This is a genomic window from Dictyobacter sp. Z7_2 (assembly GCF_057551105.1).
Map to the genome: position 1 here is coordinate 417,346 of NZ_BAAJPE010000002.1, position 24,987 is coordinate 442,332.

Below are 24,987 nucleotides of genomic sequence, written 5' to 3' on the forward strand. Positions count from 1 at the left end.
AGGAGAAATCAACAAAAAGCAATTAAGTACTAGAAATACGTAGGGGAGAGATCTGCGATCAATCCACAGATCTCTCCCCTATCTAGAAACAGGCTCAATCTACAATAATTTGGCCTTCTGAGACGCTCCCCTGGGGGTCGATTTTAAAGACCCGTGCGTAGGGAGGCTCGGGATGATGGCGATGTGAGAAGATGATATATAGATAGCTACTACGCTTAGCCCAATCAATATCCCGTGCAGAGGGATACGCTTCAGTAATTGGATGAGAATGATAATAGATCATATCTCCATCGTACGCATCAATATCATTATAAATGCACACCATATCTGCCTCACTAATAATCGAAAAGTCATCAGGATGCTCAGCGGCATTTGCGGTTGGATAATTTTTTATGACGCGATCACCCTGGCTCCCCAACGCTCCACATGTCTCATTGGGATATCCAGCGCTCACATGTGCAACCATCTCCTGGTAGATAAGGGAAGGAATATGGAGGACAAAATTTGCATCAACTACCATAAAATTTTTGCCTCTAAAGATTCTTCGATCTGATCCACATCACGTGTCCAGAGATCTTCACTCAGATACTTCCAGCCACCATCAGCCAACAGAACAACGATCTTTCCCTGCTCCATACTCTCTGCGACCCGCAAAGCAGCATGAAGAGCGGCACCACAGGACGGGCCGGCGAAAATGCCTTCTTGATCCTTTAACTGTCGCGTGCGGCGAATGGATGCGATACTGGGTACAAATATCTTCATATCCAATAACGATTGATCGAGGACCGGTGGGATAAAGCCATCCTTCAAGCTACGCAAGCCCTGAACGCCATCCCCCTGTTGCGGCTCAGCGGCCACAATTCTAATCGCTGGATTATATTCTTTTAAGCGGCGGGATACACCAGTAAGGGTCCCACCAGTTCCCAAACCGGCTACAAAAACATCGATATCTGGGAGATCCTGAATGATTTCGACAGCGGTCCCTTCATAATGAGCCCGTGGGTTTGCAGGATTGCCATATTGATACAACATGACGTAGCGATCGTCTTCTTGTGCCAACTCTTTCGCCAATTTGACCGACCCATTGCTTCCTTGATGTCCGTCCGAATAGACAATTTTTGCGCCATAGAGCTCAAGCATCTGACGACGTTCACTGGTCACATTATCCGGCATCACTGCCACAAACTGATACCCTTTAATGCGAGCAATCATTGCCAGTGCAATACCAGTATTGCCACTTGTGGGCTCCAGGAGGATAGATCCCGGGCGTAGCGTCCCATCTGCTTCCGCCGCCTCAATCATCTTTTTCGCCACACGATCCTTTACACTGCCCGAAGGATTACTTCCTTCGAGCTTGGCATAGATCTCCACTCCTGGTCGAGGACTGAAACTTTTCAGTTCGACAAGCGGCGTATTCCCAATAGTCTCCAATATGCTGCCATAGCGCATATATTCATTTCTCCTAGCGGCCACCTGCCATTGCGGGCAAAAGGGTCACACTGTCGTTTGCTCCAAGCGGCGTCTCCAAACCTTGTAGATAACGCACATCCTGATCGTTAATATAGACATTTACAAAACGGCTTAACTCCTGATCAGGTTGGATTTGCTCCTTCAAAGCAGGATAGTTCTCATACAGGTTAGTTAATAATTCACCCAATGTGCTCCCCTGAGCACTGACCTGCTTGGAGCCGCCTGCGAACGAGCGCAGAACCGGCGCTAAACGAACATTAGCCATTGCTATATCCCTCCACTAAAATAGTGCTTGCTAGCATTTTCAATGACGCCAACCTCAGCAGGCCAGCGTCATTTGCATAATTAGACTCTATGATGTAAGCGTATCTGCATCTCAGGCAGGTATCGCGCAGACATCAGCATAAGTTGGAAGATCCTCAGGATGTCCATGTTCGCCACAGGCCGCACAGTTTGGATCACGGAAGAGCCGTAGCTCCATGAACTCACCGGAGAGAGCATCATAAGTCGAAAGACGTCCGATTAATGGCTCACCAATACCTAGTAACACCTTAATCGCCTCAGTCGCCTGTAAGATACCAATAATACCAGGCAAGACGCCAAGCACTCCAGCCTCTGAACAACTTGGGGCCAGCGCAATGGGGGGTGGCTCTGGATAAAGGCAGCGATAACATGGTCCATCATAAGGTTTGAAGACCGTTACCTGTCCTTCAAAGCGAAACACACTGCCATGGACGACTGGTTTGTTAAAGAGCACAGCCGCATCATTGAGCAGGTAGCGTGTTGGAAAGTTATCGGTACCATCAATAATCAGATCGTACTCGGAAACCAACTGCTTTACATTTGTCTCATCGAGGCGCTCAATATAGATATTGACCTTAACATCAGGATTGAGTGCGGTCAACGTTGTACGAGCAGACTCCGCCTTATATTGACCAATACGTTCTGTGTTGTGGAGAACCTGACGCTGCAAATTGCTATCGTCGACCACATCAGCATCGATAATGCCAATCGTGCCAACACCAGCCGCTGCGAGATAAAGAGCCGCTGGAGATCCCAGACCGCCTGCACCAATAAATAGCACCTTCGAATCCAGTAATTTTAATTGTCCCTGCTCACCAACCTCGGGAACCAGCAAGTGGCGGCTATAGCGTTTCGTCTGAGCCTCACTTAATGTACGTGGTTGCGTGAAACCTAAACCGCTTCCCTTCCATTGTCCGAAGCCACCAGCCATGGAGATCACATCTTCATACCCCATCTGCTGGAGCGTATTTGCTGCCATGAGTGAGCGCACTCCACCAGCACAATACAGGATAACGCGCTTTGACTTATCCGGAACTTTTTCTTCAATCTGCGACTCAAGGTGCCCACGTGGCACGTGAATAGCACCAGAGATATATCCCTCGTTCCATTCATCCTTCTCTCGCACATCCACCAGAGTAAAGTCTTCTTCCTTTTGCTTCCGATGACTTAAAGCATCATTTACTTGTGAAGAAGACCATTCGGGTACATGCTGTCGCGCTTGTCGCAGTATTTCGCGAAAAGCCTCACCCATGTTTGTTACCTCAATGTTGACTATATTTATCTAATTAGTTATAAACTATCTAACCAAAGAGTACCATGTACTTTTTTTTCTTGTCAAGGAAGCTCAACTAAATGATCAGCGCTACGCTGGCTCAACCTCGGAAGATCCATCAGGGGAAAGCATCATACATCTTCAAAGATATAAACAGTACACACTCCCTGAATTATTCCAAACAGCGTGCCCGCTCATTAAAAGCCTATCTGATTCCCGGTGCAGGGAATCAGATAGGCTCTCCAATCGCAACAACTATTTCTCGTCGAAACGAAACAGCTTCAGTTGAGAGATCTATTTATCTTTACTCAGGCCCTGAAACAGGCGCTCAGGCGTGATTGGCAACTCCAGGGATCGTACCCCAACAGCATCATAGATCGCATTGGCAATTGCACCTGCGACGGGGATCACAGGAGGCTCACCCACCCCTTTTGCTCCATAGGGACCTTTACCAGAAGGAACTTCTATCAGCAGTGTCGTGATGTTAGGGATATCAAAGCTATGAGGCATAGCATAATCCATCCAGGTAGCTGTCAATAATTGCCCATTTTCATCATGCTCAAGGCCCTCAAATAAGGCCCAGCCAATACCTTGAGTCACACCACCATGGATCTGACCCTCAACAGCAGATGGATTGATAGCGCGACCGATATCCTGAGCTGCCACGAAATCCAGGACACGTACTTCACCTGTCTCAGGATCAACCGCCACTTTCGCAAGATGAGCAGCATACATGGGTGAATTCTCATGAACAGCAGCACGTCCACGACCGTAGATAGGTCCACTGGGACTAAAACGTTCGGCCGCCGAAGCAATCTTCTTCAACGAGAGGCTTTTCCCTGGAACACCTTTCACAACCACATTACCATCAGTGATCTCCAGATCATCGACAGCGGCCTCAAGCATCTCGCTAGCTATCTGCAAGATCTGCTGCCGGGTATCTTGAGCTGCCGCCAGCACCGCCGGTCCCATCGAATAGATTGTCTTACTACCACCGGTTGCACCGCTAAAAGGCATCGTATCAGTCGTATCGTGAGCCACATTGACAGATTCGGATGCAAGACCCAATCCCTCTGCTGCAATCATAGCCAGAGACGTATCTGATCCAGTCAGATCAACGGTACCCACAATCACCGAAATCGTCCCATCCGGCTCAAGACGACAAGCAGCAGCCGCAGCGTCGGTCCCTCCGGGCCAGCCGCCAACAGCCAGACCGATACCTATCTTCCAACCGGCCAATCCTTCAGGAGGCGTTTTCTGCGTCGCACGCTCTTTCCACAGAGGATGCTGCTCAATACTCTCCAGACACTCGATCAACCCAAGTGCAGGCCACTCAGGACGTCGAGGATCACCAGAGGCATCACCCCCTTTGAGACCATTGAGTTTCCGAAAGGTAAGCTCATCCATATCGAGTGCGCGACATAGCTCATTGACGGTAGATTCTAGCGCAAAGGCCGCCTGAGGAGCCGCCGGGGCACGATAGGCGCCGACACTGACTTTATTCGTCAGGACTTCGTAAGCGCGAATATCTACATGTGGGCAACGATAGACATGAGAGATAAGATAACCAGCCAGGCCGGCCGCAGCTCCCGCGTAGGCACCAGCATCCATCACAATTTTTGCTTGAAGCGCGACCAGCGTTCCATCACGCCTGGCACCTAACTTCACTGTGATAAACGACTGGGGAGCTGGATTACCAGCCAGAAGCTCCTCATCACGTGTATACACCAGACGTACAGGCTTACGAAGAGCATACGCCGCAGCCGCTGCCAGAGGTTCTACCAGGCCAAATTTGCCGCCAAAAGCCCCACCGATCGGCATTGACTCAACACGCACCTGCCGCTCTGGAATATCTAGAGCCTGCGAGATATCTGAGCGTGCACTGAACAATCCCTGACTACTAGCATAAACCGTCAAATGCTTCCCTGACTTATCAGGTACGACGGTAATCGATTGTGGCTCAAGATAGGATTGATGCACAGAATGCGTGCGATATGTATGCTCAACAATCTCATCAGCTTCACGCCAACCTGCCTCAATGTCACCCGTATGCATATGCACACGATCCGTCACATTTGGAGAAAATTCTTCTTCCTCTTCTTCCTCCTGTGAGGTTGCAACATCTGCATGGGTTCCGCCGCCCGCGATCTCGGATACTTCATCTTCATCATGCGGACGCGTCAATGGGGCATCAAGCTGCATTGCCGATAAAGGATCAAGTACTACAGGCAATGGCTCATAATCAACATCGACAGCAGCCATTCCATCCTCAGCCAGCGCCTCTGACTCCGCAAGAACGATTGCGACTGGATGGCCACACCAGAACACCTCATCAAGGGCTAATGGAGCCTGAGAACGCGAACCGCTGTGTGTATTTGCCATCTTTAATGTTTTGCCAGTATAGACAGCCACTACGCCAGGGATAGCAAGTGCAGCCGAGACATCAATTGATTCAATGCGTGCATGAGCGTATGGACTGAGCACCAAACGTGCATGTAGCAAACCAACAAAGGGTAAATCGCCAGAAAAACGTGTATATCCAGTAATTTTTGCCTCTGCATCCATACGACGAGTGGGCTTACCGATAGAGAGATGCTTTGTCTCTTGATCAACAGTCTGTGCCATGGGGAAAATCACTCCATAAAATAGTGCATCGAGACAGATAGCAGCATTGCTTATCGACACAATAACAAATCGACACCATAAAAGTGTATCACAAGTTACGTCTATGTTGACACTGCTCGCTTACGAAGCAGAAAAATGAGGGACAATATGTTCGACAAAATGTTTGAGTGAGGCAACATCAAGGATACGGAACATAAAGTGGGTCACGCCCATCCGGCTAAATCGCTCGAGCTCCTCAATTACCTCCGATGTACTACCCGCGATAAAATGCTTGCTGGGATGGCGCGTAACTTGAGCAGGATCATCTGAAACGCTCAATGTACTCAGATACGAAAGCGAGATCTCAGCAGGATCGCGTCCTACGCTCTCACAATGCTGACGTAGAATTGTCAGCTTATGTGCATATTCTTCAACGGTACATGAATTAAAATTCCACCAATCAGCATAGCGAGCTACAATGGCAAGAGTCCGCAACTCTCCCCCACCACCAATGAGCAAAGGGATTGTTGGTTCGGGAAGAGGCGCACAATAGGCATTGTGAACTTGATAATGCTGCCCTTCAAATGTGGCAGAGTGAGTCTGCCACATCATGCGCAGAATCTGAATGGCCTCTTCTAACTCCTCCATGCGCATCTTCACGGGTGGAAATGGATAATCATATGCTCGATACTCATCTTCTTTCCAGCCAGCACCAAGTCCAAGGATCAAACGTCCACCCGTCAACATCTGGAGATTAGCAGCCATCTTTGCTAGCAGGGCTGGATTGCGATAGGATTGTGATAAGACCAACGATCCAATTTTAAACTGAGGATACTGCCCAGCTAAATAGCTCAGTGTCGTCAAACATTCTAATGCATCAGTAGCGCCAACCTGTAAATGATCCTCCAGCCAGAGCGTAGAAAATCCATGTGCCGCTACTTCAATGCACTGACGATTAAAATCAATCACATCCTGCAAGTGATGACCAGGATCATTCTGCCGTAGCATTAAACCAAACTCTGCAACAGCCATATACAGCCCCCTCCAATTTTGACTATACGAATTCCGTATTCTTTGTTGAAAGCTTTTTCATCCTTCTTTCAGCATAGCACACAGAAAGCCAATCTAGTAGACAAGCCAAAAATTTGCACAAACATCTCCAAAAAATTGCGTCTAGAGAGTTGAAGGGTCTTTCCAAAAAGCTAGCGAAAAGAGGATACTACTATAATCGTGATATTTCACCAATTATAGTAGTATAACTAGAATTGGAAGGAGCTAATATGTCGTCAATTTAATTTTCTAGAGGATGCGCTTCTTTGGGCTTTTTGGCATCATCGAGCACAATCTTCTCTAAACGCGGATCTGTCTCACGGTCCTCTTGCAGTGCTAGAAGAGTCGGCCGATACGCAATGATAAAATCGAACAATCCTAAAGTTTCTTCGGGAGTTAAATCAAAATTAATGCCAGAAGCATGCCTGAGAATCAAGCCTGACTCTTCCATACGTGCACGATATCGTCCGACGATAGCATCCATATGTAGCTCCTTCCCGCAAGGAATGATACAACACAATACTGTAGTGAAGCTGGAGAAATCTCTCTTATCAAGAGCTTATCATCTATTTCCATTCTAGATGTATAGCACACACTCGTCAACAACCAAACATTATTCTAGAGCCCAAAACATCCACATTTTCAACAAATGTGAAATGTTACCACTCCCCTGATCTACTTAGACAATGGGCCAATCCAGCCCTGCTGCTTCGTAAATAGCTTCAATGGTCGCCAGGTTTTCTAGTGTCTCTCCCAATGGGAGTATTGGGTCATGACCAGAACGAATACATTGTGCAAAGTGTTCAACCTCTAACTGATACTGATCCACGCCCGAAAAGCTCTGTTCTGTCATCTGCCCATTTTGAGTCACGAAGGTCGTCATATCGTAGCCGCCGGGAGTAAATGGCACTGGAAGTGTTATAATCCCTGTTTCGCCAATAATTTCGGCTCCTTGACGCGAAGGCAGGCCAAAGCTGGCATCCAGGATACCGAAACGTCCCTCGCCATAATCAAGCACAGCATTGGTCGCCAGATCAACGCTGGTGGGACTTAGCACATGCACACGCGCTGCAACTGATTGTGGAGCGTGCTCATATACAGCACGAAACAGATTAAGCGGATAACAACCAACATCCATCAGAGATCCACCAGCAAGCTCTGGCTGCAAGCGGATATTCTCAGCATGAGAGCGGATATCAAAAGAAAAAGATGCACGCACTAACCGTACAGGTCCAATAGCCCCTGAGCGTACCTGTTCCAATGCCCAAATAATCTGTGGATGAAAGCGATACATAAAAGCCTCCATCAATAACTTCTGACTGGCACGCGCGACATCCACCATTTCCTCACCCTGTTCACGGGTCACAGCAAGTGGCTTCTCGCAAAGCACATGCTTACCAGCCTGAAGAGCCTTGATAGTCCACTCCGCATGCAGGCTATTAGGCAATGGGATATAGACAGCTTCTATATCAGGATCTTCAATAATAGCCTCATAGCTATTATATATGCGCACGTTAGGAGCAAAGGTATAGAGCTCAGCCGCGTGCCGGGCATCACGGCTTCCAACTGCCATCAACTTCCCGTTGGAAGAGGCCCGAATCGCAGGAGCTACTGCACGCACACCAATGTTAGCCGCACTGATAATCCCCCAGCGCACGGGATCTTTTCTAATCAAAATCTGAGACTGCATATCTCCGAGATCCTTTCTCGCAATTTGGATTCTATTGTACAGAAATACAAACAATCAACAAATAAGTCATCGCTCATTCCGACCGATTTTACGTAACTTGATAAGCTTAACATAGCTTGCCAATAAACGAATCACGTGTATACAATCAAAGCGTGTGAGAATAAAACCACAAAAACGAAAGGTAATCTATCCGTGACTCAACAAACAACTCGCCCTATAAAAGTAGGCGTCCAACTCCATCCACAGCATACAACCTATAAGAATTTTGTGGATGCAGTACGCCGGGTCGAGGACCTCGGTGTTGATACGATCTGGAACTGGGATCATTTCTTTCCACTCTATGGAGATCCTCAGGGAGGCAATTTCGAAGGCTGGACACTACTAACAGCCATGGCAACATTGACGACACGTGCTCAGATTGGTTGTCTGGTCACCTGCAATACATATAGAAATGCAGCCTTGCTTTCAAATATGGCAAAGACGCTTGATCATATCAGTGATGGACGCCTGATCTTGGGTATCGGAGCTGGCTGGTTTGAACGCGATTACTCTGAGTTCGGCTACGAATTTGGAACAGCGGGTAGCCGCCTGGCAGCACTGGAAGATTCGCTTATCACGATTAAAAAGCATTGGGAGATCGATGAACCCAAACCAGTTCAAGGAAACATCCCGATACTCATTGGGGGCGGTGGAGAAAAGAAAACACTACGCCTGACGGCTAAATACGCTGACATGTGGCATGGCTTTGGCGATGCAGATACCTACGCACACAAGTTGGAAGTCCTTAACGACTGGTGTGCAAAAGAGGGTCGCAATCCCAACGAGATTGAGCACACCGCTGATGCCAAAAAGGATGCCACTCCTGAGGAACTCGATGCCTTAGTCGAGGCTGGCGCAAGCCAACTCATCATCGGGATGGGATCTCCCTGGGACTATACACTCGTCGAGAAGCTCGTTCGCTGGCGCGACTCTCATCGCTAGGTGACTTTCGCCGCCAGATAACCTTCCAGAACTGAGATGCAGCGTGGCCCCTGCATACTACACCTCAGCTCTGTGCAAGAAATTATAAACATCTCGCAATAGGCACAAACATTATGTAATCAGCTCTCCATCAAACTTTTGCTCACATAAAATCTCATTCACACGCTTGATCAAACATCTCACTTTAGCCTCTTCGCGAATATCTTGTGCCTCCTCAAAAAGAAGATCTTCTTCGATATCAGAGACAGCTTCCTGATATTGCCGATAGACGCGTATCCAATCGTCGGCTAATTCACGAGCCTTCACCTCTAATGCATCAAGTTTTTGATATCCATACGACTGCATTAATTCAGCCACTTTTTGTTTGCTCCACATAAAGAACGGCCGACCATTCTTAAGAGGAGTGGCAACACAATAATTCTCCTTGAGAGCCAGCTCGGCAGGATTTCCATTATCCTCTTTCAAGCCCAACTCTTTCAACTTCCGTCCCATTGCAATTGACGATAAACCAAATTGCTTCCCCAGATCAGTCTGGTTCGCCCATAGATGAGTAAACTTCTGACGACCATTCTTCCCCATCGCATCAACTCTCCACAATATTCATATATCATAGTATATACTCCATATTATACAGCGCATGAATTACCAATACAATATACTACGCTATCGAAGCTTGTGCTTGTCTTTCAGCCATTCCGGAGCTGTAAAAGCATCTGTCAACGCCGCACTCGCATGACTGGTGAAACCGCCACAGATTATCCATAGAAAGCGGATCACACGATCAGAAACGTCAGAGCACTCTGGCAGATACATTCAAACCATTGAATGGCAAGACATAAAAAAGGCGCTCTATCCTTATCAGATAAAGCGCCTTTTTCAGGGGTGACCGATGGGGCTCGAACCCACAACCACTGGAGCCACAATCCAGAGCTCCGCCTATTGAGCTACGGTCACCATGTGTGTTTGTGTGTATTTCTCAACACGTCGACAGTATACCGGACCACTTGCGAATTGTCAATAGCTAAATCGCTCTCTTTTTGAGGAAGCTAAAACACATTGGGCATCGACAAAGAGCAGAGGCAAGAAAATGCATCTGTATATGCTCATAAGCATCTGCTTATAGGAGCTCGTACACACAATTATCCCGCCTGGGAGCAGGTGCACATGATAAGATACTTGACAAGCAGATATCCCTGTCCTACACTCCAAAGAGAAGACATAGATAAAAAGTTGGTCATCGAGAGAAAAGGATATGAACAGGTATGTCACAGGGATCACAGAGTACACCTAAGGAGCCAGATATTCCCGCTCGCAGGCTACAAGAAAACGACCAGGATCTCTTCCCTCTGGGAGAGGGAGAAATGCTGACATTGCCTGAAATTCCACCAGGCATCTTCATCGCTGTCCCCGAAAAAACACCACGCAAGAGAACACCCTGGCCTGATGCGATCGATATTATTTTTGAAAAAGATCCCGCTTGTAAAAACATATTCGAAGCTTTACTGTATCAAAGTTTCTGGGCTATCCTTTTTCATCGTGTTGCTCATGCGCTCTACAACGCGCACATTCCCTTTATTCCCCGCCTGATCTCGCAATTTGCTCGCGTGATCACCGCCGGCATCGAGATTCACCCGGGAGCGCAGATCGGCAAACGCTTCTTCATTGATCATGGAGCCGGAGTCGTCATTGGAGAGACGGCAGTGATTGGCAACAATGTCATGCTATACCATCAAGTCACGCTGGGAGCTACTGGCTGGTGGCGTCCAAGTCGCACGCGGCGGCCAAAGCGGCATCCAACCGTTGAAGATAACGTAACCATTGGCGTTGGTGCGGCTATCCTGGGACCAATCACGATCGGACAAGGCAGCAAGATTGGTGGTATGACGCTTGTCCTCGAATCGGTTCCCCCCAATTCCATCGTGGTCGCCAAACCATCGGAGCTCCTGGTAAAGGGCGGCGAGACGCTTGAGAAGCATCAAGAACTGACGCAGGGTTGGAACGGCAGAGATCCCTGGGAAATGGATTACCAGATCTAACTCGACACAGAAGAATTATATTCTCTTTTCCCACCTGCGCAAATACATTCAATCGGGAGAACTAATTCTTCTGTCAGTCATAGAGTTGGAGCGTTTGGATCACCATCTGCCAGAAGCGCTCTACCTGCAGCGCGTAGCCAACGTGCACATTGGGCGTCAGACCACTTTTACTATATAGATCACACACCGTCCTCCCATCTGTCCACCGTCCTGACGTCTCAATCGAGACATGCATCTGCCGCGCTAAAATAATGCCAGGCTCAATTACTGCGGCAACCGCACAGGGATCGTGGATAGGAGGCGAAGGAAAGCCAAATACCTGCCGATACGACTCAGCAAAATAGCGCAACAGATCAACCACAAAATTGGGAACCGTGCACTTGAGAGCAAGAAGACGCTGAATGATCTCCTCAGTTGCCAGAGCCTGATGTGTGACCTCTAACGGCACCATCGTGATAGGCCGACCACAGGCAAAAACGATGGCCGCCGCCTCCGGATCAGCCCAGATATTAAATTCCGCACTCGCAGTCACATTTCCTAAACTGATCGCTCCCCCCATTAACGAAATAGCCTGGATCTTTGGCAAAATGGCTGGATCACAACGGATCGCAGTCGCAATATTGGTCAATGGCCCGGTTGCTACCAGCACCACATCGCCATCTGATTGCAAAAGCAGATCAATAATCACATCGACCGCATGTTGTGACAGGAGCACACGAGAAGGCTCTGGCAGATCAGGACCATCCATACCTGACAATCCATGAATATCAGCTGCATGTTGGGCTTGACGAATCAGAGGCTGCGGCATCCCTTGCGCGATTGGCACATCGATATGCGCCAATGAGCATACCTTTAACGCATTTAGAGCGGTCTTTTCCACCGACTGATTTCCCGCAACAGTCGTGATCGCCAGCAAATCCAACGCAGGATGACGGGCCGCTAATAAAATAGCTATAGCATCATCATGACCAGGATCACAATCAAGAATTATTTTTTGCCGCATAGAGTACATCCTTTCCTTGTAGACAACAGAGTAGACAAGAGAGCATAGTTAATGGGCAAAAGCATTTTCGCGTGCACTCTGTATCGTAACATGCAAGCAAGGCTCTTTCAACTCTTGTGCTTCTCCGAACGCCAGGCGTCAGAGCAATATCGCGCTAGCACTCGACGCATGACGACAGCATTGTTATAATGACGCTGGTACCGCACAACGCAGACAACTAGTAAACAAAGAGGATACTGTCTTGTCATCAAAATCAGCTGGAAATTTAATCATCGGGCAATCAGGCGGCGCAACCGCCGTCATTAACGCCAGTCTCGTGGGAGCAGTCGAGGCCGCTTTAGCCGATCAGCGTATTGGCAATATTTACGGCATGCATCACGGCATCGAAGGGCTGCTCAAAGAAGATATCATCGATCTACGTCAGCAACCGACCTCAATCTGGTCACAGCTTCTTCATACACCATCCGCAGCGCTTGGTTCGTGCCGCTACAAGTTACAGCCACACGATCTAGAACACACAATAGAAATTCTCAAGCGCAAAGAGATCCACTATATGCTCTACATTGGTGGCAACGACTCCGCTGATACTGCTCATCAACTGGCGCTGGCAGCCAGACAAAGGAATTACGAATTATTTATTATCAGCATTCCCAAAACCATTGATAACGATCTTCCGCTCACCGATCACTGTCCCGGCTATGGGAGCGCCGCACGCTTCCTGGCTCAGGCAACCAGGGACTCGACGCTTAATACGCTCTCGATTCCCTGGCACTATCCAGTCAAGGTGATTGAAACCATGGGCCGAGACGCTGGCTGGCTCACGGCATCGACAGCACTGGGGAAACGCAGCATTGATGACGCGCCACACATCCTGTTACTACCTGAACAGCCTTTCCGCGAGCAGCATTTTCTCACTCAGGTCGAAGATACCTACCGACACCTCGGATACGTGGTGATTGCTGTCGCCGAAGCGATACGAGATGAAAGTGGTCAGGCCCTGGGTACGGCAGGCCAGGCGGGACTGGACGCCTTCCAGCATCCGCTCCTGAGCGGCGCTGCCCAGTATCTGGTGGAACTGGTCAAGCGTGAATTGAAGATTCGTGCGCGTTTCGATAAACCGGGTGATATTCAACGCATGTCATCGACAAGCATCTCCACACCCGATCGGGACGAAGCCTATCTCGTCGGAAAAAGTGGCTTGCAAGCACTAATAGCCGGTGAAAGTGATAAGATGATAACGTTATTACGACAATCAGAGCCGGCCTATCACTGTACAACAGGCTTAGCAGATCTGGATCAGGTCGCGAATGTCCAGCGTCTGATGCCAGACGAGTTCCTGGATGCAGAAAAAACTATGGTCACACAAGCTTTTTATGACTACGCATTACCGTTAATTGGTGAGCCACTTGTAGGCTACGCCGAATTGGAAATGACGAGGATATAACGTATCATGACACAACTGAGGCGAGCAATCCTGATCGTGCTGGACGGCGTCGGAGCTGGAGAAAATCCAGACGCTCGGGCTTATGGAGATGAAGGGGCCAGTTCACTTGAACATTGCGCTCAAGCCATTGGGGGCTTACAGCTCCCACACCTGGGAGAGTTGGGACTGGGCAATATCACGCCGATCCTGGGAACACCACCACGGCAAGAGGTTATAGGCTCCTACGGTCGGATGGCCTCAGCGGCGGCGGGAAAAGATAGCACCACGGGACACTGGGAAATGACTGGAGTAGTCCTCTCTCAACCGCTGCCAACCTATCCGCATGGCTTTCCTGCTGAGATTGTCTCGGCATTCGAGCAGGCCATTGGCCGCCATGTGATCGGCAATAAGGTTGCCTCAGGCACTGAGATCATCACAGAGCTTGGAGCAGAGCACGTACGCACTGGTTCACCCATTCTCTATACATCTGCTGACAGCGTCTTTCAGGTCGCCGCGCATCAGGATGTTATACCGCTCTCAGAGTTGTATCATATATGTGAGATAGCTCGTAGTATGCTTACAGCAGAGCATGCAGTTGGACGCGTCATCGCTCGCCCCTTCGTGGGAGAAGTTGGAGCGTTCAAACGCACTGAGCATCGACGTGATTTTTCGCTGGCACCAACTGGTGTAACTTTATTGGATCGTTTAAAGGATGCAGGCAAAGACGTAATTGGGCTGGGCAAAATCGAAGATCTTTTTGCTGGACGGGGCATCACGCAGCGCGATCATACCGAAACCAACCGGGATGGGATGGCTTCGACACTCAATTGGCTTGAAAAAGATTTCACTGGCCTGCTCTTTGTGAATCTGGTAGAATTTGATATGTTATGGGGACATCGACGTGATAGCCAGGGCTATGCTCAAGCGTTACAAGAAGTTGATCAGTGGCTACCACAGGTACAACAACGCATGCGCCCCGGCGACGCTCTTTTCATTACCGCTGACCATGGTGTTGATCCTACCTATCGAGGAACTGATCACACCCGCGAATACGTTCCCTTATTAGCTTATGGAGAGCCCATTCTGTCAGGTATCAATCTAGGTGAGCGCCCAACATTTGCTGATCTGGGTCAAACGTTAGCCGAAGCCTTTAAAGTTGGAGCTCTAGCATCCGGAACGAGCTTCGCACGCATACTGGGGTTAGTATGACTGAATTACAACGAGATAATAAAACGCCACAGGAACAAGGGCAACTTTTACGAGGAGAACGTATTCATCTACGCCATCCATCCATGAACGACAAGAATTTTGTTTTTCATTGGGAGCGCGATGATGAAGTCTGGCACTACGATATCCATCGTCCTTATTCGCGCACCATGGGTGAATTTCTGCCCACCTTTGAACGCAACTACGTCCGTGGCAATGGACGCCAATTCTGGTTTATCATTGAAGACGAAACAAGAACACCCATTGGCACCATCACCTACTTCAATGTCGATAATCGTCTGGGACAGGTTGAGCTCGGCTTAGGCCTGGGCGATAAAACTAAATGGGGACAGGGATATGGGCCAGAAGCGATTCGCACCCTGGTCCAGTATCTTTTTACGCTACCAGGCATTCGACGTGTCTATGCTGAAACCGCTCTTGCCAACCATCCATCCAGACGAGCCTTCAACAAAGTTGGTTTCGCCGAAGTGGGACAAATCTACGATCCCCGCAGTACAGGTGAGCCATGGGTATTGCTTGAAATATGGAAATCACACAGCATATAGCTAAAGTATAAGAAAGGAGATGATTTTCTTTCTCCATCTCGCCATCTGGGTCAAGATACAGAAAGGAGATCATACACAGAATGAATACCTCTGATGCTTCCGTCAATCCAGCTATCTTTGGGGCATACGATGTGCGTGGTGTCTACGGAGACACTCTGAATGAAGAGACCGCCTACCGCATCGGACGTGCAGCCGCTCAATATTTGGCTGTGCCAGAAATTGCCGTCGGGAGAGATATGCGTGTCTCGTCTCCACAAATCGCGGCCGCCTTGATTCGAGGTATCGCAGATCAGGGTGTCAATGTGATCGAATTGGGACAAATTACTACGGATGGCCTTTATTTTGCGGTTGGAAAATTCAATTATGCAGCCGGCGCGATGGTTACTGCATCTCACAATCCAGGTAAATACAACGGCATTAAATTTTGCCGCGCCCAGGCATTTCCAATCAGCCTGGAGACTGGTCTGGGAGAGATTCGTGATCTGGCCGTGAGTGGCAATTTTGCTGAACCCCAAAAAAAGGGAGAGGTCACACAACGTGACGTCATCGACGATTTTGTCCAGCACGCACTCTCCTTCATCGATGTAAAAAAGATCAAACCATTAAAAATTGTCATCGATGCGGGTAACGGTATGGCTGGATTGATCATGCCTCGTGTCTTCAAACACCTGCCCTGCGAACTTGTACCACTCTACTTCGAACTAGATGGCACATTTCCCCATCATCCGGCCAGCCCCATCGAACCAGAGAACATGCTTGATGTCCAGAAAAAGGTGCGCGAAGTTGGAGCAGATCTTGGTGCCGCCTTCGATGGTGACGCCGATCGTATGTTCCCCGTCGACGAACATGGCGATCTGGTCGACGGCTCGATGGTGACAGCGATGGTGACCAATAGCCTGCTCAAAAAGAATCCAGGCTCAACGATCCTCTATAACCTGATCGTTTCCAAAAGCGTCCCCGAATTAATTGAGCAATTAGGTGGTACAGGGCTACGCACACGCGTCGGTCATTCATTTATCAAAGCCAAAATGCGCGAAGCTAACGGTATCTTTGGAGGTGAACACTCTGGTCACTTTTATTTCCGCGACAACTGGTTCGCCGACTCTGGCTTGATCGCACTCCTGATCATGCTCGAACTCGTCTCGATCGAAAACAAACCACTCTCTGAGATCATCAAGCCACTTGATCATTGGGTCCGTAGCGGAGAGGTAAACAGCACAGTCAAAAACACCAAAGAAAAAATCGCAGCATTGAAAGAGCATTTTGGCTCGACAGCTACATCCATCGATGAGTTGGATGGCGTGACCTTCGATTACGGTGATTGGTGGTTCAACGTTCGTCCTTCCAACACAGAACCATTGCTGCGCCTGAACCTCGAAGCCAGAAATACAACCCTACTCGACCAGAAACGCGATGAGGTACTTGCATTCATTCGCAGCTAATCGTTGCATGAATTTCGTAGATTGACACATCAGATCAAAGGCCCTCAATTCCCTGCTGTATTTGCGGCATAGAATTGGGGGCCTTTTCAGGAGCAAATCCTATGCGCTAAGGTGATAATTTCCTCGCTACCATGCAAAACTTATCGAATATCAACCTATAGTTCATTGACTGCCTATTGGATGAGTCATATAATGACAGAAGTCGGCGCAGAAATTTATCCTGATCGCAAGGAATGGCGTGCGCGTCAGCAGCTATTGATAGCAATTGTCTCACAATCAGCGCATTTTCGCGCTCTAAAATAATACATCAGTCGATACACAGTAACCTTGCTTATATACTCTGCGTCTCGGTATCAGATCAGAGGCAGACAATAAATATATTCCATGCTATCTTGCGCAAAATAACGTCTATTCTTTAAAATGGCAGGGAGTACGAAGATGTACTACATGTATCACAAGGAGCAACTATTTTGAAGATTCATGAATATCAGGCCAAAAGTATTCTGGCCCGGTATGGCATTCCGGTACAGCCCGGTAAAGTCGCCTTCACTCCAGACGAGGCAGAAACCATAGCCCGCGAATTGGGAGAACCAGTCGTTATCAAAGCCCAGGTTTACGTTGGCGGGCGAGGCAAAGCCGGTGGCATTCAGTTTGGAGATACTCCAGAGCAAGCCCGAGAGGCCGCCTCTCGTGTCATAGGCATGGATATTAAGGGGTTAACCGTCGAGAAGGTACTGGTTACCTCTAAAATCGACATCAAAGAAGAATACTACCTGGGTATTGTCCTCGACCGCAAGAGTCAGGCCCCAGTTGTGATGGTTTCTACTGCGGGTGGCATTGATATCGAAGAAGTCGCTGAGAATACACCAGAAAAAATTATTCAGCAGCCCATTGATATGCGGTGGGGACTGCGCCCTTTTGAAGCGCTAGATATCGTTTCTCGCGCGGGCTTCCCATCTCATGTTTTACGCCAATCCGCCGCTATTCTTGCCGCACTGGCAAAGGCATTTATTGAGAGCGATGCGAATCTGGCCGAGATCAATCCACTGGCCTACACAGCCGATGGCAAAGTCATGGCAGCCGATGGTAAAATCACCATTGATGATAATGCACTTTATCGTCAAAAAGAATATGCCACCTGGGCCGAGCCCGAAGAGGCCAATCCTCTCGAATATGACGCCAAAAAAGCTGGCCTGACATATGTCAAGCTGGATGGCGATGTTGGTGTGATTGGCAATGGTGCAGGTCTGGTCATGACAACACTGGACATGGTAGCCCGTGCCGGTGGAAAGCCAGCCAACTTTCTCGACATTGGTGGTGGTGCCAAAGCCGAAATCATGTACAAATCACTCATGTTTGTAGCACGTGATCCTCAGGTCAAAGGCATCCTCGTCAACATCTTTGGAGGCATCACCCGTGGTGAAGAAGTCGCCAAAGGTGTCATCATGGCTCAAAAGGAGCTGCCTCAAGGTTTGCCGATGGTCGTACGCCTCTCAGGTACCGGAGCAGAAGAAGGACGAGCCTTGCTGAAAGATGCGGGACTTGATTGGGGAAAAGATATGCGCGATGCATCAGAGAAGATTGTAGCCGCGATAGCTCGTACGGAAAAAGGACTGTAAAAAAGCATGAGTATTCTTTTAGATAATACAACCCGCGTGATTGTACAGGGCATTACTGGGCGCGAAGGCCAATATCATACGCACAATATGCTCGCTGCCGGTACTAACGTGGTAGGCGGCGTCACACCTTCAAAGGGCGGACAAACAATTGAGGGCGTACCAGTCTTCGACACCGTCTTTCAAGCTAAAGCAGCGACGAATGCTGACGCCAGTTGCATCTTTGTCCCACCAGCAGGGGCTGCTGATGCGATTGAAGAAGCAGCAGTGGCCGGCATCAAACTCATCGTATGTATCACGGAAGGCATTCCTGTGGTCGAAATGACACGAGCCATGCTTGTCGTACGTGAAAAGGGTGCCATCTTGATTGGCCCTAATTGCCCAGGTATGTGCACACCAGGATTTGGAAAAATCGGCATCATCCCTTATCAGATCTTCAATCCTGGGCCAGTGGGATTCATTTCCCGTTCTGGTACATTGACGTATGAGGTCGTCTCTCTACTTACAGGGGCTGGTATTGGACAATCCACCTGCATCGGTATTGGTGGAGATCCCATCATCGGCTCAACATTTGTGGACTACCTTGCTCTCTTCGAGAAAGACCCACAAACCAAAGTTGTCGTCATGTGCGGAGAAATCGGCGGCAGCGACGAAGAAGATGCAGCCGAGTTCATCAAAACGATGAGCAAACCGGTTGTAGCCTTTGTCTCTGGACGTACAGCCCCGGCAGGCAAACGTATGGGACACGCCGGAGCTATTATCTCTGGCAACACCGGAACAGCGCAAGGAAAAGTCGCAGCCCTTGAGGCCGCTGGCGTTCCTGTTGCTGATACTATTTTTGACATTCCCGAATTAGTCAAAAAAGTATTGTAAACCTATGATTGGATAATCTCATCTGTGTTCAAACGCAACGAGATCATCCATCTCATGCCGATGCTACCTATGTACATAGGTAGCATCGCTAGATAGACAAAGGAAGTTATGACTACGGCACTCGTCTATGATCCTATATTTCTTGAACACCTCGTGCCTCAAGGTCATCCTGAACGGCCTCAAAGAGTCGAGATGTCGATAGAGTACGTCAAAGCTTTTAAATGGCTTGAGCGTGACGATCTTGTCCTCCTGGCCCCCCGTGCGGCAAGTATTGACGAGCTGGCCACGGTCCATGATCGCGCATACATTCAAGACGTTGAGAACGCAAGCAAACAAGCAGCTGAAGCCACAATTGCCAATGGAACACCAGCCATTATCGAAATCGGAACCGATACCTATGCATCAGCCAAAACATATGAAGCAGCATCTAAGGCCGCTGGTGCCACGCTCACTGCCATCGATGCACTCATGCGAGGAGAGGTCAAAAACGCCTATTGCCTAGTTCGTCCTCCGGGGCATCATGCAGTGGCAGAAGCAGCTTTTGGCTTCTGTATCTTCAACAACGTCGCCGTCGCGGCCCGCTATGCTATCGATCACTATGGCCTTGAACGTGTGATGATTATTGACTATGATGTTCATCATGGCAATGGTACTCAGGAAATGTTCTACGATGATCCACGAGTGCTTTACTTTTCCATCCATCAGTCGCCATTTTTCCCCGGCACAGGACTCTCTGATGAATTGGGGGAAGGTGCTGGCGAAGGAACAACTATCAATATTCCTTTGCCCATTGAGTCAGGCTTTGAAATCTACGAGCCACTCTTTCGTCAGATACTGGCACCAGCCGCCGATCGCTTTGATCCACAATTGATTCTGGTATCAGCAGGCTTTGATGCCCACTGGAAAGAGGCCGAAAGCCAAACAGGATTACAGTCTCCTGGTATGCGTCTCTCCATAGCGGGCTTCGCCAAATTGAATGAGATTGTTCTCAAGCTCGCTGATACCTTATGTGATGGCAAAGTTATCATGGTACAAGAGGGTGGCTACGATCTACAAGTCATTGCCTCTGGTGCGGCCACCAGCATCAACCAGCTATTGGGCGGAGACGAAGCCATCGATAGCTATGGACAGGCACCCGATATTAAGTACCAGATTAATACCGATGTCTTGATCAGCGAATTGCGACGTATTCATCATCTGACAGGCTACCGCATGCGGAATAAGCCCAAACCAGATCTTGAAAAACTTCGCCGGGAGATGAAGGGGCCAGCAGCCTCGGCTCCAGTGCAAGAGCCGCCGGCTGAGGATACAGCCAGTTGTTGCCAGGAACCAGCAGCGGAATAATAGAGACGATAGAGTAAGAAGAAAACCTCTCCACACACTTGAGGTTTTCTTCCGGGGAGAGATAGACGTGGAAAGGTGGACTTTATCTTATTATTCACAGCAAAACCATCTTCATAGTATAAACGTATAAAATCTCGTATGATTATATTTCTCTATCCAGAGGGTCTATGCCAAATAAACAAAGACAGGTCCGTTTACTCACCCATGATGATATACCAGCCATTGAACGCCTTTTACGCACATCCGAATACGTCTATCAGCGTTTCACATTGAATGAGCTTCCCCTCTTACTTAAAAGGTATCCGGCGGTTGGTCTATGGCAGGATACCACGCTCTATGGATTCCTCCTTTCTCAGGCAACTAAAATACCCTTTGCCTGGTTTGGAGGCTTTGGAGTCAGTTGGACCGAAAGCAAAAATTACATTTCGATTCTTTCCACACTCCTTGATCATTTATATATCCACTTATTAGCTGAAGGAATACATGCGTTTAACTACTCTGGAAATGACTCCGACAACGATTGGCTCCATAGCCTGCTCTTAGCAAGAGGCTTTATTCCGTATCAGAATCTCTATTCATATGATAAATTTGACTATCAGGTGCCAACGGCTGGCAACCAGGAAGTGGTTATACGCCCTGTCAACCTTGTCAAGGATATATCCAGTCTACTTGCAATCGAAGAGGCTTGCTTTGAAGATTTCTGGCGGTACGATATCACGTCTTTCCACGATGTAGCTGACACTCATCCCTATTTCATGGTAGTTGAGCTGGATAGTAAAGTCATCGGCTATCAGTTTAATACGGTGGATGAGGATTACGGCTATCTTGTACGTATCGCAGTTCATCCGTCAGCAGCGCATAAAGGCATCGGGGCACGCCTGATGACTGAAGCCATTCGCTTTTTCGCAGAGGCACGGGTCTCGCGGATTATGCTCAATACCCAGGAAGATAATTATCACGCGCACCAGCTCTACGAATGGTTTGGCTTTATACGCCTTCAAAACAAAGGTTTTGTCCTGCGCAAAAACCTTTAAAGCACGCCCATCAGATAACGGACTGTCAATGGAGTACTTTTATTTTTTACTGAGAGAGAAAATGCTCTGCCTGTCTGCACCTGCGTCAATACCTGCTGAAACGTCAAGTCATTCAGCAAAATATTATTATCTGTTACATTATTCTGCAAACGCGAAGCCACATTTACGGCATCCCCAATTGCTGTATAGTTCTGTAAGCGTTCCTGAGCGCCAACATTGCCCACTGTTGCCAGACCAGTATTCACTCCGATGCCAAACGAAACCTGTACCTCTTGTGGCTGTGAGCGTTGATAATCAAGTACAGCCATACGCATCTTCCAGGCCGCACGTACGGCTCGTAAGGCATGATCCGACTGAGCCAGAGGAGCATTAAAGATCGCCATCAAGGCATCTCCCTGAAAGGCAGTCAGTGTACCGGACTCCTGCCAGATGGCATCACACATAATTTTGAGATAGCGATTGATCAGATGCATCACATCTTCGGGCGCCATGCTCTCACTCAAGCGCGTATAGCCACGAATATCTGCGAATACCACCGAGATTTCTTTTGTCTCGCCTCCAAGCTTCAGAGCCATTGGATCACGAATGAGCTGCTCAACCACACTCGGATGCACATAGCGCTCAAAGATACTCCGTACCTGTTTAGCACGCGCCTCGGAACGTTTTAATTCGGTCTGGTCATCAATTACCAGAGCCATGCCAATATGGACCCCTTGCATATCACGCAATGAACTCACATAGTAATTCAGGCTGACAATATCGTCACGCTCACGTCCTGGTACTCTACAATCGATTGCCTGCTTGATTAATGTGCCATGCTCATGATGTGCCTGTGCATTCGTAAATGTATCAATAATCCCCATACTCAGAGGCAACGCCTGAAAAGCCTCGCGATAATGTTTTCCCAGGGCACGATCCGGATGGATATGTAAGATAATACTGGCTGCCGCATTAAATGTTGTGATCATACCTTCAGCATTGGTTGTGATAACACCATTTGCAATAGAGCCAAATATATTATCCATATACTGCTTATCTTCGCGTACCGTACGGATAGCTTTATTCAGATCGGCAAACAAGCGAGCGTTATCAATTGCAATAGCAGCTTGATTGCAAAACGCAAGCAACAGTTCGAGATGTTTGGAGTGAAACAGCCGCGTATTAAACCGGCTATCAACATACACGGCACCAATACAATTATCCCGCACAATCAAAGGAGCGCACATAATCGAGCGAATGCCAAAGGCCATAATACTTTCCTGAGCCTTTAACATATCATCAGCTTGAGCATCATCCGTCAGCATCGGCGCCCGTGTACGAATAACTCTCTTGATCGTATTACGACTTACCTGGGCCGTGGCAAAAGCGCTCTCAGGAATAGTATTAGCACTTTTATCACGCGCAATTGAGAACTCCAGTTCTTCGGAGGAGGGCTGCACCAGAACCAGCACGCCACGTTCAGCCTTCACAAATTGAATCACTCGGTCCATTACGAGAGAAAGAACTTTATCAAATTCCAGGGTCGAGTTGAGTGTACGAGCAATTTCAGACAGCGTTTCTAACTCATCACGTTCCTGAATCAAAGCTTCTCGCTCACGCTCAAAGGTTCCCTTGGCAGGAGGAGGCAACGCGGTAGAAACTTTTGGCAATTCTTGAGAGGCTTTTACTGTACGTTGCATCGCCTGATAAATATGGCCTAACTCTAAATCAGCTACACGACTGACATGCAGAGCATCACTCAAAAGACGCACACGAGGATCGCCACTATCGTTTGCAAACTTTCCTTCAACCGCAATCTCTAGTTTTTGGGAATGTTCATGCAAAAGACGCGACATACGAATCACAGCTTCGCTGATAACACGCAAATCATCGCCAGTTTTTCCAGACAAATTAGCAGAGACCACGCAAACTCCTCCCTTTTAAATCTGAGCAGAAAAGCATACATGCAAATATTTCTGTTGACAACACCACAGAAATCGAATTTCAAGCAAGCACGAAAAAGTGAGCCTATTCATTATCTCTCTACACACTAAACGAATATGCTCACCCATTATAGCATAGCAACTATTTACTTGTATTTTTCTCCTTACACGCCCTGCGTCTCCAGATAGGTTTTAAAAGATTGAGGTTGGAAACCAAAATCGCGTTCCACACTATCGAGGTCCGTTGTATTATCAAACGAGAACAGCGTCATGGCGGCTTTTGTCAAAGGAGGCTTAGGCAAGACCATTTCCATAACGGCCGCCCCAATGCCAACTAACGGCATCGGTGCATAGACTTTCGGCCGATGTGTATGCGTGGTCTGCAACAATAGATCTAAAATGCGCGAAAAGGTGTAATAATCTGGGCCACCGATCGTAAAAATCTTGCCATCCTTATGTTCAGGATCGGATAAGACCTTCATAATCACCGTCACCACATCCTCCACAAAGATCGGCTGAAAACGGATCTTACCGCCCCCAAGCAGAGGAAGTACAGGAGAGGTCTTAATCAGATCAACCAGCCCCTGGACGAAGGGAGATCCTTTACCAAAGAGGATCGAGGGGCGAATAATTGTCCAGGCCAGACCACTATCTATCAGCATCTTCTCAGACAAATAGCGACCTTGCATATAACTGCCAGGCTTATCGGGTTTCGTTCCCAGGCCACTAATCTCTATGATGCGCTTCACGCCAGCCGCTTTCGCAGCCAGGATTAAATTCGATGTGCCACCCACATTCGTTTCTTCATAATGATTACCCTCAGATTGCTTCCTATCGGCAGTCATCAAGGCCGCATGCACAATCGTGTCAACGTCGCGAACTGCATCAACCAAAGTTGCTGGCTGAGTTGTAGACCCCTGAACCAATTCAACATCATTTGCGGGCAAAATACTTGTTGCACGCTGGATATCACGCACAAGGCAACGTGGTCGCTCTCCTTGAGCCACCAGACGTGCAACCAATCGGCGACCAATAAAGCCGGTTGCTCCTGTAATTAAAATCATGGGCAATGTCCCTCCCTTATAGTTAACCTATGCTAAAGATGCCTCTCAGGCCGTCTTCAGGTAGCATGCCACCATTTTTCAATGGAT

General features: G+C 48.3%; 22 protein-coding genes and 1 tRNA gene. 10 read left to right on the top strand and 13 right to left on the bottom strand.

Translation table 11 applies throughout. The features are described 5' to 3' along the window. Window positions 1–94: 94 nt before the first annotated feature. The 8 genes from AC27N8_RS15215 to AC27N8_RS15250 all read right to left on the bottom strand — a co-directional run bounded on the left by AC27N8_RS15215 (window position 95) and on the right by AC27N8_RS15250 (window position 8,390). Entirely contained in the window at window positions 95–520 is a 426-nt protein-coding gene (locus AC27N8_RS15215) for a M67 family metallopeptidase (RefSeq protein WP_487068233.1), read from the bottom strand. Then, a complete protein-coding gene (locus AC27N8_RS15220; protein ID WP_487068234.1) occupies window positions 514–1,449 on the bottom strand; it encodes a PLP-dependent cysteine synthase family protein in 936 nt (311 codons plus the stop codon). The genes AC27N8_RS15215 and AC27N8_RS15220 overlap by 7 nt, the downstream gene beginning before the upstream one ends. Window positions 1,450–1,462: 13 nt before the next feature. Further along, window positions 1,463–1,735, bottom strand: coding sequence for a MoaD/ThiS family protein (locus tag AC27N8_RS15225; RefSeq protein ID WP_487068235.1), 273 nt, complete (start codon window positions 1,733–1,735; stop codon window positions 1,463–1,465). Window positions 1,736–1,846: 111 nt separating this feature from the next. Next, complete coding sequence (gene moeB, locus AC27N8_RS15230; protein WP_487068236.1) at window positions 1,847–3,025, bottom strand: molybdopterin-synthase adenylyltransferase MoeB; 1,179 nt, start codon at window positions 3,023–3,025, stop codon at window positions 1,847–1,849. A 315-nt stretch (window positions 3,026–3,340) separates the two neighbouring features. Further along, window positions 3,341–5,671 (bottom strand): xanthine dehydrogenase family protein molybdopterin-binding subunit, encoded by a 2,331-nt coding sequence (locus tag AC27N8_RS15235; protein WP_487068237.1) that lies wholly within the window; start codon window positions 5,669–5,671, stop codon window positions 3,341–3,343. Between the two features lie 120 nt (window positions 5,672–5,791). Continuing rightward, window positions 5,792–6,682, bottom strand: a complete 891-nt coding sequence (locus AC27N8_RS15240; protein ID WP_487068238.1) for an LLM class flavin-dependent oxidoreductase — start codon at window positions 6,680–6,682, stop codon at window positions 5,792–5,794. 259 nt (window positions 6,683–6,941) lie between these two features. Further along, the gene (locus AC27N8_RS15245; protein ID WP_487068239.1) at window positions 6,942–7,184 is read right to left on the bottom strand and encodes a hypothetical protein; all 243 of its coding nucleotides are present in this window, start codon (window positions 7,182–7,184) and stop codon (window positions 6,942–6,944) included. Window positions 7,185–7,379: 195 nt separating this feature from the next. Next, window positions 7,380–8,390: a Gfo/Idh/MocA family protein gene (locus tag AC27N8_RS15250; RefSeq protein ID WP_487068240.1), complete on the bottom strand. Its 1,011-nt coding sequence runs from the start codon at window positions 8,388–8,390 to the stop codon at window positions 7,380–7,382. Between the two features lie 192 nt (window positions 8,391–8,582). On the opposite strand from AC27N8_RS15250, the gene AC27N8_RS15255 reads away from it, so the two are divergent. Beyond that, window positions 8,583–9,371, top strand: a complete 789-nt coding sequence (locus tag AC27N8_RS15255; protein WP_487068241.1) for an LLM class F420-dependent oxidoreductase — start codon at window positions 8,583–8,585, stop codon at window positions 9,369–9,371. Between the two features lie 111 nt (window positions 9,372–9,482). On the opposite strand, the gene AC27N8_RS15260 is transcribed toward AC27N8_RS15255, so the two are convergent. Together AC27N8_RS15260 and AC27N8_RS15265 are read right to left on the bottom strand one after the other, a co-directional pair. Further along, window positions 9,483–9,950: a hypothetical protein gene (locus AC27N8_RS15260; protein ID WP_487068242.1), complete on the bottom strand. Its 468-nt coding sequence runs from the start codon at window positions 9,948–9,950 to the stop codon at window positions 9,483–9,485. A gap of 302 nt (window positions 9,951–10,252) precedes the next feature. Further along, a tRNA-His gene (locus AC27N8_RS15265) sits at window positions 10,253–10,325 on the bottom strand. Window positions 10,326–10,633: 308 nt separating this feature from the next. Between AC27N8_RS15265 and epsC the strand changes: the two genes are divergently transcribed. Continuing rightward, window positions 10,634–11,407 carry a serine O-acetyltransferase EpsC gene (epsC, locus tag AC27N8_RS15270; protein WP_487068243.1) on the top strand — a complete coding sequence of 258 codons (774 nt, stop codon included), beginning with the start codon at window positions 10,634–10,636 and terminating at the stop codon, window positions 11,405–11,407. Window positions 11,408–11,480: 73 nt separating this feature from the next. Here epsC and AC27N8_RS15275 read toward each other — a convergent pair whose 3' ends face one another. Beyond that, window positions 11,481–12,410, bottom strand: a complete 930-nt coding sequence (locus AC27N8_RS15275) for a nucleoside hydrolase (RefSeq protein WP_487068244.1) — start codon at window positions 12,408–12,410, stop codon at window positions 11,481–11,483. A gap of 241 nt (window positions 12,411–12,651) precedes the next feature. Here AC27N8_RS15275 and AC27N8_RS15280 point away from each other — a divergent pair, with 241 nt between their 5' ends. The 8 genes from AC27N8_RS15280 (at window position 12,652) to AC27N8_RS15315 (ending at window position 21,914) form a co-directional block, all read left to right on the top strand. Further along, complete coding sequence (locus AC27N8_RS15280) at window positions 12,652–13,854, top strand: 6-phosphofructokinase (RefSeq protein ID WP_487068245.1); 1,203 nt, start codon at window positions 12,652–12,654, stop codon at window positions 13,852–13,854. A gap of 6 nt (window positions 13,855–13,860) precedes the next feature. Beyond that, window positions 13,861–15,042, top strand: a complete 1,182-nt coding sequence (locus tag AC27N8_RS15285) for a phosphopentomutase (protein ID WP_487068246.1) — start codon at window positions 13,861–13,863, stop codon at window positions 15,040–15,042. After that, window positions 15,039–15,605, top strand: coding sequence for a GNAT family N-acetyltransferase (locus tag AC27N8_RS15290; RefSeq protein ID WP_487068247.1), 567 nt, complete (start codon window positions 15,039–15,041; stop codon window positions 15,603–15,605). The genes AC27N8_RS15285 and AC27N8_RS15290 overlap by 4 nt, the downstream gene beginning before the upstream one ends. An 80-nt stretch (window positions 15,606–15,685) precedes the next feature. After that, window positions 15,686–17,047: a phosphohexomutase domain-containing protein gene (locus AC27N8_RS15295; protein ID WP_487068248.1), complete on the top strand. Its 1,362-nt coding sequence runs from the start codon at window positions 15,686–15,688 to the stop codon at window positions 17,045–17,047. Between the two features lie 470 nt (window positions 17,048–17,517). Further along, on the top strand, window positions 17,518–18,666 hold the full coding sequence (gene sucC / locus AC27N8_RS15300) for an ADP-forming succinate--CoA ligase subunit beta (RefSeq protein ID WP_487068249.1): 1,149 nt from the start codon (window positions 17,518–17,520) through the stop codon (window positions 18,664–18,666). Between the two features lie 6 nt (window positions 18,667–18,672). After that, the gene (sucD, locus tag AC27N8_RS15305; RefSeq protein WP_487068250.1) at window positions 18,673–19,536 is read left to right on the top strand and encodes a succinate--CoA ligase subunit alpha; all 864 of its coding nucleotides are present in this window, start codon (window positions 18,673–18,675) and stop codon (window positions 19,534–19,536) included. A gap of 108 nt (window positions 19,537–19,644) precedes the next feature. After that, the gene (locus tag AC27N8_RS15310; RefSeq protein ID WP_487068251.1) at window positions 19,645–20,880 is read left to right on the top strand and encodes a histone deacetylase family protein; all 1,236 of its coding nucleotides are present in this window, start codon (window positions 19,645–19,647) and stop codon (window positions 20,878–20,880) included. A gap of 167 nt (window positions 20,881–21,047) precedes the next feature. After that, a complete protein-coding gene (locus AC27N8_RS15315; protein ID WP_487068252.1) occupies window positions 21,048–21,914 on the top strand; it encodes a GNAT family N-acetyltransferase in 867 nt (288 codons plus the stop codon). On the opposite strand, the gene AC27N8_RS15320 is transcribed toward AC27N8_RS15315, so the two are convergent. Together AC27N8_RS15320 and AC27N8_RS15325 are read right to left on the bottom strand one after the other, a co-directional pair. Further along, complete coding sequence (locus AC27N8_RS15320; protein WP_487068253.1) at window positions 21,911–23,818, bottom strand: adenylate/guanylate cyclase domain-containing protein; 1,908 nt, start codon at window positions 23,816–23,818, stop codon at window positions 21,911–21,913. The genes AC27N8_RS15315 and AC27N8_RS15320 overlap by 4 nt on opposite strands. 182 nt (window positions 23,819–24,000) lie before the next feature. After that, a complete protein-coding gene (locus AC27N8_RS15325; RefSeq protein WP_487068254.1) occupies window positions 24,001–24,900 on the bottom strand; it encodes an SDR family oxidoreductase in 900 nt (299 codons plus the stop codon). Window positions 24,901–24,987: the final 87 nt, after the last annotated feature.